The sequence below is a fragment of the Bradyrhizobium sp. JR4.3 genome, from assembly GCF_040547695.1.
In the GTDB taxonomy this organism is placed as follows: domain Bacteria; phylum Pseudomonadota; class Alphaproteobacteria; order Rhizobiales; family Xanthobacteraceae; genus Bradyrhizobium; species Bradyrhizobium canariense.
Genome location: NZ_JBEPQF010000041.1, coordinates 14,209 through 27,413, shown reverse-complemented (window position 1 = coordinate 27,413; position 13,205 = coordinate 14,209). Strand labels below are relative to the sequence as shown.

At 57.9% G+C, this 13,205-nt stretch carries 10 protein-coding genes; 6 read left to right on the top strand and 4 right to left on the bottom strand.

What is annotated here, in order from left to right; all coding sequences use genetic code 11:
- The first annotated feature begins 14 nt into the window (after nucleotides 1-14).
- Entirely contained in the window at nucleotides 15-353 is a 339-nt protein-coding gene (locus tag ABIB91_RS36285; protein ID WP_354171605.1) for a hypothetical protein, read from the top strand.
- An 837-nt stretch (nucleotides 354-1,190) separates the two neighbouring features.
- Nucleotides 1,191-2,564 carry a XopAG/AvrGf1 family type III secretion system effector gene (xopAG, locus tag ABIB91_RS36280; RefSeq protein WP_354171603.1) on the top strand — a complete coding sequence of 458 codons (1,374 nt, stop codon included), beginning with the start codon at nucleotides 1,191-1,193 and terminating at the stop codon, nucleotides 2,562-2,564.
- A 495-nt stretch (nucleotides 2,565-3,059) separates the two neighbouring features.
- Here xopAG and ABIB91_RS36275 read toward each other — a convergent pair whose 3' ends face one another.
- A complete protein-coding gene (locus ABIB91_RS36275; RefSeq protein ID WP_354171601.1) occupies nucleotides 3,060-3,416 on the bottom strand; it encodes a DUF2169 domain-containing protein in 357 nt (118 codons plus the stop codon).
- Nucleotides 3,417-3,551: 135 nt separating this feature from the next.
- On the opposite strand from ABIB91_RS36275, the gene ABIB91_RS36270 reads away from it, so the two are divergent.
- The 3 genes from ABIB91_RS36270 to ABIB91_RS36260 all read left to right on the top strand — a co-directional run bounded on the left by ABIB91_RS36270 (nucleotide 3,552) and on the right by ABIB91_RS36260 (nucleotide 6,993).
- Nucleotides 3,552-3,890 carry a hypothetical protein gene (locus ABIB91_RS36270; protein ID WP_354171599.1) on the top strand — a complete coding sequence of 113 codons (339 nt, stop codon included), beginning with the start codon at nucleotides 3,552-3,554 and terminating at the stop codon, nucleotides 3,888-3,890.
- A 150-nt stretch (nucleotides 3,891-4,040) separates the two neighbouring features.
- Complete coding sequence (locus tag ABIB91_RS36265; protein ID WP_354171597.1) at nucleotides 4,041-5,807, top strand: alpha,alpha-trehalose-phosphate synthase (UDP-forming); 1,767 nt, start codon at nucleotides 4,041-4,043, stop codon at nucleotides 5,805-5,807.
- 985 nt (nucleotides 5,808-6,792) lie between these two features.
- Entirely contained in the window at nucleotides 6,793-6,993 is a 201-nt protein-coding gene (locus ABIB91_RS36260; RefSeq protein WP_279682266.1) for a hypothetical protein, read from the top strand.
- A gap of 422 nt (nucleotides 6,994-7,415) precedes the next feature.
- Here ABIB91_RS36260 and ABIB91_RS36255 read toward each other — a convergent pair whose 3' ends face one another.
- The 3 genes from ABIB91_RS36255 to ABIB91_RS36245 all read right to left on the bottom strand — a co-directional run bounded on the left by ABIB91_RS36255 (nucleotide 7,416) and on the right by ABIB91_RS36245 (nucleotide 9,985).
- Nucleotides 7,416-7,928 carry an Hcp family type VI secretion system effector gene (locus ABIB91_RS36255; RefSeq protein ID WP_354171596.1) on the bottom strand — a complete coding sequence of 171 codons (513 nt, stop codon included), beginning with the start codon at nucleotides 7,926-7,928 and terminating at the stop codon, nucleotides 7,416-7,418.
- 193 nt (nucleotides 7,929-8,121) lie between these two features.
- Nucleotides 8,122-8,439 carry a hypothetical protein gene (locus tag ABIB91_RS36250; protein ID WP_354171595.1) on the bottom strand — a complete coding sequence of 106 codons (318 nt, stop codon included), beginning with the start codon at nucleotides 8,437-8,439 and terminating at the stop codon, nucleotides 8,122-8,124.
- Between the two features lie 64 nt (nucleotides 8,440-8,503).
- Nucleotides 8,504-9,985 (bottom strand): type VI secretion system Vgr family protein, encoded by a 1,482-nt coding sequence (locus ABIB91_RS36245; RefSeq protein ID WP_354171593.1) that lies wholly within the window; start codon nucleotides 9,983-9,985, stop codon nucleotides 8,504-8,506.
- Between the two features lie 1,428 nt (nucleotides 9,986-11,413).
- Between ABIB91_RS36245 and ABIB91_RS36240 the strand changes: the two genes are divergently transcribed.
- Nucleotides 11,414-13,030 carry a hypothetical protein gene (locus tag ABIB91_RS36240; protein ID WP_354171591.1) on the top strand — a complete coding sequence of 539 codons (1,617 nt, stop codon included), beginning with the start codon at nucleotides 11,414-11,416 and terminating at the stop codon, nucleotides 13,028-13,030.
- Nucleotides 13,031-13,205 lie beyond the last annotated feature (175 nt).

Here is a 13,205-nt window from a genome sequence, read left to right as displayed (position 1 = left end):
AGAGTGGGGCGTAGATGGCCGATCCGAACTGCAGGAGATTGATCAAGAAAGCCGCGACTTGCTTCTGTGGCGCCCTCATCGGCTCGGAACCCGCTCGCGCGACCAGATGGAAGACTGCGTCGGGGCTTGCGGCGATTGCCGAAATGGACAAGCGCTCCGGTTTGCAGAAAACCAAGCGCTTCGCTGTCGTTGGAAATCTGCCCTCTGGAGACGAAGCTGTTGGTGCACTGGGAGCCGGAATCACTACATTGCGTGGCCCGCCCGTCATTCTAGCCGACGCGCTGTGTTTGGTCGCAGTCGAGGAAGGCAAATCGTCGATGTCGGCCGGGTACCAGGCTGCGGATCGCAAGTGATCAAGCTTACCGAATGGGCCGCGCGATCCAAGTAGCAAGACCGAACGGCTGAGCGCGTATGCCAGAAACTGGGCGACGAAAGTGTCTCTTGAAGCCTACATGACAATCAAGGGGAAGAAGCAGGCGATATATCCAAGGAAGCCTGCAAGCCGGAAGGAAAGAATTGCCTTCACCATCGTTCCGCGTGACATGACGAGTGGTGTCGCCACGGGCCCGCAACCACCAGCCGGTGCTCTTCGCCAAGTTCTTCGATCGGGGCTCGTCGCTGCTGCCAACGAGGTGCTCGAACAGGAGGTCTGCGAGTCGGACGAATTGTCCAACGCACAACGTAGATACGCGGGGAATATACACCGGTTCGTTAGGCGGCTTGAGATCTCGCGGTACGATCAAGTCGATCTGTTCGGACCACTATATCGAGCGCATGTAGCGGCAGGGGTGCCGGGATCGTACCGGTGAGCCTGCGTCACGATCAGTGATTCACCATCATGAGATGCGAATTGGGAAGACCAGCCTCCGCGCCGTCCGAGACTCAACCGGTGGATCGTTCATGGACGGCGTGAGGCCTTAAGTGCGATGACCGCGTTCCACGAAATCTCGCTTGCTTCTCTTCGTTCCCGGGTTTGGCTGATCGTTGGCGGCCAGGCAGAGGCCCCAAGTACACTCAGTGCGTCTCACCAAGCGGGCCATTCACTTGCTACGCTTCGCTCCCAGGTTTGGCAAATGGTCGGCGGACTGGCCGAGGCCGCGAATGCGATGACTGCGCTCAATGGAGAGGGGCTTTCACCTCATCGGCTCTTTGCCGGGGGCGGGGCAACTCCAGCTTCGGGGAGCGCTGCAATGCGACAGGTCGAAAAGGGAACGAATAGTGGAGGCGAAAGGGGGCGCGGGCCAAACTTTGCGAGCGCAGTAAAATGCGGATTGTGCCTTGTTGGCGCGGGCTACGCCTATAATGAGGTCGCAAACGACTTCTTCCTTTCGACCACGTCACTGCACGACGGGAAGAAGGGCTTCACCAGTAACGAACGGCTCAGGTTGGCTCTGGCGAAGGCGAGGGAGTATTACACATCGTATCACGCCACCGACCCTGACACTCGGCGTTTCAATGAACGTCCCCTCAACCCAATCCGCACCTGCGGTATGAACCTGTTCGTAACGATGATCGACTACCGGGCGGCGACTTACGTGCACGTTGCGCACCTGGTCGATTCCATGCCGGCGCACGCTTCGCTACTTCTGAACCTGAGTTGCATGAAGGGCCATCTTGTCAAGGACGAGTGCGTGGCCAAGTATAAACCGCCGAAGGTGCCGAAGGATCCGGACCTGACGAACAGTCCCTTATACGACAGAAAGAACAAGTACGCATTGACGGGCGTGCTTAACGAGACAACTGGCGCTTACGGCTACACTTCGCGATCGGTCACTCAGCCCTTCGTGAACAAGGGCGTGCAGCACTTCCGGGGCGCCTTCCAAGGCGAGAAGGGACTAACTTTCAAGCGATGCGTCGAGAGGCTGGAGCCACTGCTCAAGAAGCACCGCGGCCTCAGAGAGGAGGCCCAGTTCGCGGCTGGGCAGACCATCCTGAACTTCAGGCAGGTGTACGCTGCGGATCCGCATTGGGGCCACGCTGAGAACGTCGTGATGCAGACCTTGCGCGAGCACGGCTGGCTGTCACGGGCGGAAACCGACAGGCTCGATGCGACTCTTATGTTCGAGGATCCAAATAAGAATCTGCTCAAACGCAACAAAAGCTGGGTTGGGCCAGGACTGCACCAACTCGACACCTGGTTTCAGAAATGGCGAGCGGGTCATGATCGCGCGATAGGCCAGGACTTTAACCACCCGGACATCGATGACATGAAATATCTGCCCATCGCGCACGTCAAGTTGAACGAGCAAGGCAATGGATTCGAAGACTGCTCGGGGCTGGGTGACTCGTTCACGTGCGCCAATGCCGTTGCCTGCATCAATCACGCGCGCTTGATGAGTGGACAGCCACGCCTTCCAAAGGAGGACGTTATAGTCATCATCGCGTGTCTGAACGCCGTCTACGAAGACACGACGTCAATACGGCATACGCTCCAGGAGACGGCACGTGGCTGCTTCGCTGGTGCTGGTTACACCATCGAAGACGCGGATGAGTTCTACGAGACGGTGTGTCGGAAGGCCTCGCGAGAGTATTACGGTGGCAGATATCTCTCGAAGCAGAGTTGACGCCGTAAGGAGTCGTGCATTAGCGAGCGCCGCTATCGAGGCAGTCTGAACCGCAACGCGAATTACGTCCGATCATCGCGTGCATGCTTCCTGAGACTCTGGACATCAAATCCGATAGGTTGAAAAAGACGGTTCGTTCCAGCAATGATAACGCGGGACGTGACCGCATGTTGCCACTTCAAGAACGATTTCGGTCGCGCTCTAAGAACGGGAAGTTGGCCATGACGGTGCCGCGGTCACCCCGGAGAGCGCAGCCTTTGACCGAGGCTTTGTCTCTTGTTGGATAATGAGCGGCCCTGGTCCACTGCTCGACTGCTCTGCCAAATGCAGATGTCACCATCGCCCAAAAGCGCATGAAGAACAACGTGATTGTCTATTAGACGTGATACTTTCATCGCCGATCAAGTCGCTCGAGCCGGTTGCCAGTAGCCGAGCCCCCAACGCGCGTTGCCGCGTTAGCGGTATTTGACGGAACGGTTGCACGGCTGTCGGTCGTCAGCCGGAGGCTGCCATCTGCCAATAGCGGTCGCCCGTCACCAGAAGGTGCTTCTGCATCGACCCGACGGTCCAGCCCAACATCATGCGCTCGGTCAGCCGCCCCTCTGGTGCCGCGGCATGTCCGCCGATGAGCACTTCCGCTTGCGGCTTGGGCATGCCGATGTCGAGAGGGTTGCCGGGCGGAAGCTCCTTCGCTGCCATAACCCAGAGGTCCTGCTCGCCTTCCAGACGGCCCGCACCCGGGTTGGCCAGGTCGAACATCGCGAAAACGGAAATGACGAGGCTCGCCCCTGGCGGATGGCGCTCGCATTTCGTCAAAAGACCCAATGTGCGCGGCTTTACAATAATAGGCATAAGACCCGCCGAGACAATTGTCGCTTCTTAGCTATATTTCTCAAACATGACGGACTTTCGGTCCGCCCATGCGGACGCGTCTTTGTGTCACCTGCCAAATCAGGTGGGTAGCCAAGTCAGCAGAGGGGGGCGTAGATGGCCGATCCGAACTGCAGGAGATTGATCAAGAAAGCCGCGACTTGCTTCTGTGGCGCCCTCATCGGCTCGGAACCCGCTCGCGCGACCAGATGGAAGACTGCGTCGGGGTTTGCGGCGATTGCCGAAATGGACAAGCGCTCCGGTTTGCAGAAAACCAAGCGCTTCGCTGTCGTTGGAAATCTGCCCTCTGGAGACGAAGCTGTTGGTGCACTGGGAGCCGGAATCACTACATTGCGTGGCCCGCCCGTCATTCTAGCCGACGCGCTGTGTTTGGTCGCAGTCGAGGAAGGCAAATCGTCGATGCCGGTCGGGTACCAGGCTGCGGATCGCAAGTGATCAAGCTTACCGAATGGGCCGCGCGATCCAAGTAGCAAGACCGAATGCCTGAGCGCGTGCGTCATTTTGGTTCATCTTTCTTGAGGCGATGATCAAGCCATATTTATTGAACGGAAGGGTAACGGTAGCTCAGACGCAAAAGGATGACTTGTGACCCTCGTCGTCGTGTCGAACCGGGTTGCCAGCAGCGATGTCAATGAACCCAAGATAGGCGGTCTTGCAGCGGCGCTGCTCCCCGTGGTGCACAAATCCGGAGCAATCTGGGTGGGGTTCTCGGGCCAATTGGACGATGGTCATGAGAAGGAGCCGCCTACCGAGACGCACGGCGGAGGCAGGCTTGTAAGGCTGGATGTGCCCGCCGAGGATTATCGCCGCTACTACGACGGTTTTGCCAATTCGGCACTATGGCCGGCCTTGCATTGGCGCGCAGACTTGGCTCGCGCCGGCGCCTCGGAGGAGGATTACGATAGCTATCGCAAGATCAACGCCATCATGGCGCAAGAACTGGACCGGATCAAAGAGGCGACGGCGTTCTGGGTGCACGATTATCATTTCCTTGCTCTCGGCAAGGAGCTGCGCAAGCTCGACATCAAAAAGCCCATCGGTTTTTTCCTGCACACGCCATGGCCGCCGCGCGCTATAATAGAGAGTGTGCGCCATCATGACGAACTGATCGGGGCGATGTTGGATTACGACCTGATCGGCTTTCAGACCGAGGAGGACCGGACCAACTTTCTCGAGTATCTCGGCACCGATCCCATGGTAAACATCAACGGCTATGTTGCGACCTGTGGTCATTGCCAAACCCGGTGCCAAGTGTTTCCGATAGGCATTGATGTGGACACGTTCACGCAATGGAGCGCGGACGCCGTCTCGGAGCCTTTGATCTCTTACATACGACACGGCCTCAACAGTGAAAGGATAGCAATCGGCGTCGACCGGATCGATTACTCCAAGGGTATCGAAGAACGCCTACATGCTTTAGATCGCCTATGGACCCAAAAGCCCGATCTGAAGCGGAGTATCTCGCTATTGCAGATCGCGATCCCGTCCCGCATCGGGAATCCGATCTACAAGCGGTTGCAGAACGATGTCTCGGATCTCGTCTGCGACATCAACAGCCGCCATCGTAAGGACAACTGGATTCCGATTAGCTATGTCAAAGAGGGCTTCAGCCAAGCCGCACTTGCGAGTCTGTACCGCGCCGCGGAGGTTGCATTGGTAACGCCGTTGCGTGATGGCATGAATCTGGTGGCGAAAGAATATGTCGCGGCGCAAGATCCGAAAGATCCCGGCGTGCTGATCTTGTCTAAATTTGCTGGCGCTGCCAAAGAGCTGGAGCAGGCGCTGCTCGTCGATCCGAACAACATCGACGACATCGCAGACAAGATTTCGACGGCAATGTCGATGTCGCCTGGCGAGCGCATTTCGCGCTGGCGCGACATGATGGCGAGACTTAAAGCATATCCCATCGCGCGATGGAGCGAGGACTTCGTTACGGAGTTGAAGAAAACTCCGACTGAGAAACTCGCCGGCCCGTTCGGTCCGCGGAATGTGGGGGAGCCTAGCGGCTCGAAAGGGAAGGTCGAGCGGACGTTAGCCGGCGGGTCGAGTCGTTTGGACCTGTCGCGGCAGCTGTCACGTCCGGCGTCCGATGTGACGACTAGGAGATTAGATCATGATTTCACGAACATAGTAGGCCCGAGCTGGAACCATGGTCCCCAAGCGGCCCCGGACGTCCTGCTTGGCGTCCTGAATAGAATGGCCGCGTTCCCGAGGCCGTTGCAGGCAACGACAAGTCTTTACATCCACGGTCATTCCTACATGGCGCAGTTGGCTGCGGGGACAAGGGAGGTGACCCTTAACAATCCGCTAGGCGTCAACGTTATTCTCATACCGCAGCTTAAGGGCGGCTGAACAGCTCGTCTGGACTGCAAATCGTCCCTAACGCTCTTCTTCTATTACCCATATCTATCTGTGTCTGCTGATCGGCTTGAGCGGAAAGAATCACTTCTGATTCCTTCGCGAGCATTCGAGGCGCGAGAGAGCTTTAAGGAATCAATTGACCGAAGGCTGGCTGCGATCTCTACAGAGAGCACATAGCACAATGTGTGTCGCTCGTCTGCCGAGATTGAGTGAGGGCCAAGGCAGTCACCGCTCCTACGACAGGTTAGCGAAGTGGCATCGATGCCGTAGGCTTCGCGCGAGCGATGTGTTACATCGCGATTGGGACTGGAGCAGATGGTTCTGATCTCGCTTCGTGTCGCCGCCGACATCGCGGCAGAATTCTCGGCTCTTGCTGTCAACCAAGGCGCCAAGTCCGCGCTGTTGCGTCACCTCATTGCAGACGCAATAAATGCGCCAGCACGGAGCGGGCGGCGTTGCGGATTCGGGTGAATCCGATGAGCCTGGACGTCGACGACCGTCTCTTAGGGTGAGGGCAAACAATCTCCCGAACCACGATGTGAACCAGCCGCTGCTTGGTGCGTGTGTCCGTTGACGGTGCATTCCGAACCCGCGGCAGATCATCTCAAGTTGCAGGAGCAGGGCGCGGTCGATCCTTGCACTTTCCGGCGATGCGGCGCGCCGCTCCTTGATCCGCCTCTCAAGCTCGGCAACCCCGCTCCAATGCGCCATTTTAGCGCGCCTCGAGTTCACGGGCAAGGAGACGCTTCGCCGGATCTACCAGCTCGTATCGGCTTGCGGCGTAGGACGCTTCGTTTCGTAGGGTCCGACTTCAGGCTTCCCGACGGCGGCAGTGATTTCTTGTCTCGACCGCTGAACCTGGCCGGACGCCAATATCGCTGCTTCAAAAGCCCGATCGGAGACAGTCTCACGTATTTTTAGCGCGACCCACGATCGACCCGCACTGCGCCGATGCTATACATAGGTCGGCACCGACATGGGCATCGTCGCCGCGTTATTGATAACGATGGGCATTTCCTTTGGCCTGGCCAAAGACCACGGGCATCATCTGCCTGCAACGACGCAGCGCATCAACACGGCCAGCAGTGCACGTCCCCGCGCGCCGATTTCCGCGAGCAATTCTTCTTCATGTCCGTCAATCACGACCCATGACGTAGAATCAACAATACGATTGTGAGACCCTGTTCGGCTACACGCGCGATACTCGGTCCGAACACGAGCCCATTTGGTACATGGGACGCCCAAAACCGTCAATGGGACCGGGGTATCTTTGTCGCATGTCGACGTTGTACGTCGGACAATTTGTCTGATCAGCAGGCATATGAGCTCGCTTGCTCGATCGGTTCAGCCTCAATGCAACAATCAGCAATGGTAGCCAATGCTAGCCGCCTATCTAACATCTGTTGAGCAAGCACTGTCTACACATTGCCATCAAGCAGACCCGGCATAGCCAACCGGGAGCTCCGCGACGCCTCGAATGTACGCCCTGCATCCGCCATTTCCCGGACGGTGCTTGCGACAAAATTTCCGCCCTTGGTTTGGCGGGAGCATAGCGCGTCGGCGCCGCAAAACCGCGGCAGCGCGAACGTCGCGGCGTTGTCACCATTTATCCTCGCCGCTGGTGCTGCCGGGAACGTGCTCCCATTTCACTTCTTTGTAGGTGAACGACCAGTCTTCCATGTTCTGAAAGAAGTTGTTCTGCGGATTGATTGTCAGCGGCACATAAGCCTTGCCCTCGACTAACGTCGCGTTCTTCCAGGTTATTTTGAAGAAGTTCTGCGGCTGCGGCATGCCCCCTGGATCGGTGCGGTAGAACTCGCAGACCAGGTTTTCGAGCACCTCGTTGGTGGCCAGCGCCTGCCATAGCAGCGGCGAGGCCCGATCGAAGAATTTCGTGAATAGCACAGGCTGGTGGTTGCGAGAGCCTGTGGCGACACCGCTCGTCGTGTCGCGCGGAACGACGACGCCGCTGGTGAAGGCGACCACGGTGATCCTCCCTTGCTTATCAGAGGCCCCCTTGGCGACCTGCCCGATGCTGTCCAGCTTGGACGCATCCTTGGAGATATCGCCCTGCTTCTTTCCCTTGATTGTCATGTAGGCTTCAAGTGACACGTTCGTCTCCCCGGTCTCTGGCATACCCGGCACATACTTGCCCGATGACCCTCGCAACATCCGTGCCAAGAGCCGTGTGCAACCGACACGGATTTTCGGGCCTACCGGACGTGATAGTCAATTGGGGCTGGGCAGGTCTCCAGGCACCGGCACCCATCACGCGAAGAGTCATCGCAATCAAGACAGCAATCCGTCACGGCATGACAGGGGCGACCTGTTCCAATTGACAGTCGATGTCTAGAAAGGCACGCGTGGCAACATCGAGTACAGCCTGTCCCCTCACCTGGTACCCTATGCGGTTGTCGACAACTGCATTGCCCAGCAACGCGTAGACGATCACCGTGCGAGGACCACGTTGTTTCTGATCGAGACAGCGCGTGGATAATTTGAGACGCAATTCTCGTCCGTCACGAAGCCGTTGCGAACGAATGCCATCGGTCGACGGCGAGAGTATGTTGATCGACACTGCCGGCAGGATGGTCGCGCGTGCCGCATGGGCGACCGCTTCCATTAGCGGGTCGATCTCGTGAGTCGCTGGCCGCCAGGCGGTCATAAGCCGCCATGAGGTGAAAAGATCATGCAGGTCCGTCGTAAATCTCGATCGTGGCGCCAGATTGCGACTTGAGGCGATTGAACAAAGGCGCTTCCGAAGTCACTCCTGGCTTCATATCGGGGTTGTGGACCGCCCCGATCACGACAGGCCGATCAATATCGCCGTTCAAGTAGCCGACCAGAACTTCAGTTCCGGGGACTAACGGACAATGCAAGCCGGTTTTATTCGGACCTACATAAGGTTCGAGCTTGCGCACGTAGTCGCTGCCACGTCCTTTTGCCAGTTCTTCGGCGAATGCCAACTGCACCTTGTAGCGGCCGTGGTCGTCGATCTCGGCCCGCCCGTTCCAAGCTTCTCCATCGACTGTGGCGGTGTGGAGGCCGACGCCCAGAGGCACAGGCGTCATCACAACCGGTCGATAAGGCACGTCCGAGCGGATGCAATGGACCATGTTCTGGTAGGCACGCCCATCCTGAGCGAACGCGCGGAATCCGGTCGGTGCCGGGCGATAGGCCGAGTGATCCGCGGCGATGACGAGATATTCACCATCGAAACGGGGATGGCCCTGCAGTTCGAAGATCACGCCAGCTCGCAGCTCCGGTGCGTCGCTGTGGGCGATGTACATTGTCTGGCCGGCGCAGATCTGCTCGGCTCGGATCCGGGCCAGCGTGGCCGCTTCTGCTTCGTTCGCAAAATGCCCGCCGAAGCGCGAGGCTTTGCCCAAGAAACCGCTGCCTTGTCCGACCTGCTTATCGACGGACACGACGGAAGGCACGGTTTCATCGTAATCGTGGAGCGCGATGGTCTTTGTCGAGAGAACCCGGCGCTGCCGGAATGACCGAACGGCGCTTTCGTCGACGCCTCGAGATGTCTTGCGCTCGTATTGGCGCGCATAGAGAAGCGCCGACTTGGCGCCGAACCCGACCTTGGGGAAGGCCAGATTCTTATCGCCGAAGACGACGATGTCACCGTCTTCTTCCTGTTTGAAGAAGTAAAAAATTCCGTTTCGTTCGCAAAGGCGGGAAATGAACATCAAATCACTTTCATTGTATTGCACAACATAACTTCGCTTGGGATAGCGATCGAGATTGTATTCGGTGGGAACGCTGATGCTCACCTTGTTCAACTGCTGTTTGATGATGTCATCGACGCCCATGGGTTGGCCAGGGCCATAAATGCGGCTCGCGATGGAGAGCTCGGCAACGGCAAAGCGCGGCCGTAGGACGAACTGGAGCACTCGTAGGCCAGTCACCGTCGGATCGAGTTCCTCGACTTGGGCGCACAGGCCCGAGGCAAGCCATCGCCCGCACGCGGTTTTGACAGACAGCTTGGCGCGCTCGCCTATCAAAAAGCCCGTATCGACATTGTTCGATGTGGTGGCATAGATCACGTAACTGAACGGCAGTGAAATGCACTCCGTGCCCTCGAACCCCTCCACGTCGAGCTCAATATTGGGCTTGCTGCAAATGTCCAGATCAATATTGAGATTGGAGTCGTTGTTCATCTGTGCACCATGTCGAACTCAGGCAGTGTTAGGCTTGCTTGTCACGGGTGCTGGGGAGCGAAAGTCGTTTGTGAGCCCGAAACACTGAATGCTAGCGATATCTCACCTAGCTTAGTCGTTACGGCCGCAAACTGCGCCGACAGCAGAACTTAATAAAGCCGAACACGGCCTGCCGAGATGCGGGACGAACTCGCCGACCGGCTCGATCGTGGCAGTTTAAGCCCTGAAGCGACACCCGCCGTCTGCTGGCGAGATGGTGGAAGGCCGGCCCGGTGTCTCGTTGCCATCCATCGTGTATCGCAATCGCCTAGGGCGCCGTTATGAATGTCCGAACGGCGCATCTGGCGCATGGTTCTGAAGAGTTCATCGTTCTCTGCAGCGGCTCGGAGCGCAAGCTGGATCTCACAACGTGAGCCTTGCTTATCAGCACGGATTCGACATCCGGGTGTCGCATTCGAATTCCTGCGGCGCGAACATTGCTCTCTTCCTTCGCACCATAGTTGCAAAGCCGATCGGCAGACCCGCGCGCTTGGTGTATGCGCTCTCAGATGCAGATACGCCGGTTTTCGCTCTTAAGGCGATGAGCACGGGTTCAAGTGAAAGAGAGCATCGTTTGCCTTGCTCCTTTGCGTGTCCTTGCCAGTTGGTGTCGCTACATCTCAATAGCAACAGCCGTGCCAATGACGTCTCCTGATTTGAGCTATTGATCGCCTTGAAATAGCTGAGATGTACCGAACAAGTGTTCAACCTGACAAGGGCGACGGCCCCACACTGTCAGACTCTGAACAACAATCGAGCTGAACGCACCCTAACAAGGTCTTTCGGAGGCATCTCATGATTCATCGCTCGACAAGATCAGCTATTTTTCGAACTAACCTGCAGAGGGACCGGTCCACGACGATCAGCACGGAACGTGCCGCGTGAGGCCACCACAGAGAGGCCTTTCGACGGCTGATGGCGAGCCTATTTGGTGGGCCACAGCATTGAACCGGTACTTCGGTTCTAAGACCGCGCAGCAAACAGACATGTCGATCGTTAAACAAAAGTGTTTGTGACCGAACAGACAGTGCAGATTGGTCTGGTTCACTTCTGGGCATCTCGTGTGTTAGCCTGTGCACTTCAGAAACGCGCTGCGTCCTTGAGCTCCTAAGGGGCCGTGTTATCACCACTTCAGGCTAGACGCGGCACTGAGGATTGTGACTGCTGTTTTCGGACCGCCTTGGAGGCGAGCCCGAGACAATCCCGAAGCTATCGAAGCGCTGACACTGCAACGCGGCAAGACAACATGGCTCCGGTCCCTGCGCAGACAAGGAAAGGATCCGAGGGGCAGAGGGTGCGCCGCAGATGGCCGCCGACTTGAGCTTCTCGTCGATCGGGATTATACGGCCGCGATCGACTCGTAACGCGAGAACCGGTCTCGAGAAGTCGATGGTCAATCTCGTCGGATTCGTCATCGCAACATCCATCGCCCTGCCGAACGACGAAGTGTCGGCGGTTAAGATTGATCGCAAACAAGCTGGAGCGGTGGCGAATCGTGCTGCTTTTCAATTCGGAGCATCTGGCAGGACGGCTCCCAAACCAAACTCACGCGACGTGCGCTTCGCATCGAGCGCGCATGCCTTACCGCTGCAGTTGCACCTTTTACCCGAGGTTCGCGTGAGTGACAGCAGCGGCGGCTCGGATCAGTGGCTCCCCCTCTATGCGGCGGATATGCAGCTTTATGAGCACTTCTGGGACTGGTTTGCTTGGAAGCTCCCGGAGCGCCGCTCCCCCCGCGCCGACGTTGCAGCAGGCGATATGCACGATTTCCTCGGGTGGATCCGTGAGACTGACAGACCCCCGATCGCCGACCGGATTACGCGGCCGTCATTGGATACCGACGTGCAAGCCTATGCAGCCGACTATATAGGGCGCGATGCACCGGAGATTGGCGGGTTTCGTAATCGTCTCCTGAACTTGCGAGATATGCTTCGGGACCTGCATTTGGAGAAGTGGGCACGTGAGAGGAGTCTGATGTTTCAGGGCTTTGATGGAGCCGGGCCCTCGTCAAGTAGCCGCAATAGCAACGATATCACCGACAACAGCGATAGCAGCGGTGGCGGCGAAAGCAGCAGGGGCTCCAATCAGGTGCGCGGCCCGTGTGAGGTGGACATGCCGTTTCATCAGGACTTTTGGGATTGGCTTAGAGAGAAGCTCCCGAACCGCCGTTCGCGCGGCGCCGACCATGCTGCAGGGGATTTGTACGACTTCCTCGAGTGGATCCGCGAGACCAACAGACCCCCAATGGTGGACCGGATTGCGCTGCCGTCGTTGGATGCCGACGTGCAAGCCTATGCAGCCGACTGTATAGGGCGCTACGCACCCGCGATTGGCGGAATTCGTAATCGTCTCCTGAATTTGCGAGATATGCTTCGGGATTTTCAGCGCCACGTTCAATTCGAGGACTGGGCCCGTACGCGCGGTGCGATGTTTCAGGGCTTCGAAGTCACCGGGCCATCGTCATCACCACTGGCGCCCACAATGCCGTCGGATCGCCCGTACCTGGCAGCAGGGGCTAGGCAAGCCGAGCGTGACTTCGGAGCTTATGTCCTCCCCGGTTGGAGGGGCGGCCTAGCGCCGGACCCACTGATCGCGGAATTGCGCGAAAGCGGCCTCCTTCCGGCGGTGTTGCGGCCAGAAAGTGTGCTCATCAACGGTATGCGCTATGCTGCGGTATTGTGGGCAGGGCGGGTGCCCGTGACTCCAAATAATCCGGAAGGCAAAAACTTTATTCTCACCCCTGGATACAGCGAGTTGGGACTGCAGCCCCTGCCTCGAGCCCAGCAGATGAATGAAATCGAGCCATTCCCCGATATCGGGGCGAGCGTCGGCAATGACTGGATTCACGGCCCCCGCGTGGCCGACGACTTCCTGATCGGCATACTGCGAGCGTTCAGACTTCTGCCGACCCCTGAAGTTCCAATGCCTCGCTTCTACATCCAGGGTGAGCGGTACACAGCCGAAACGGGACCAGGCGGCTGCATCCTTGTCATCCATCGACGCTAAGCTTGCCAAAGGAACGGTTGGGCTGCAAGTCTGAAGTGGAGCAGACGATCGGCATTGCCATCTTATAAACTATCCGCATGGCCAGCTCACAGATTCCCGGTGCAACAAGCGATCGATTTGCCTCCCGGCGCGGGCCAAGGCCAGGGTTTGGCTCCCTGGCAGCGGATGTGTTCGC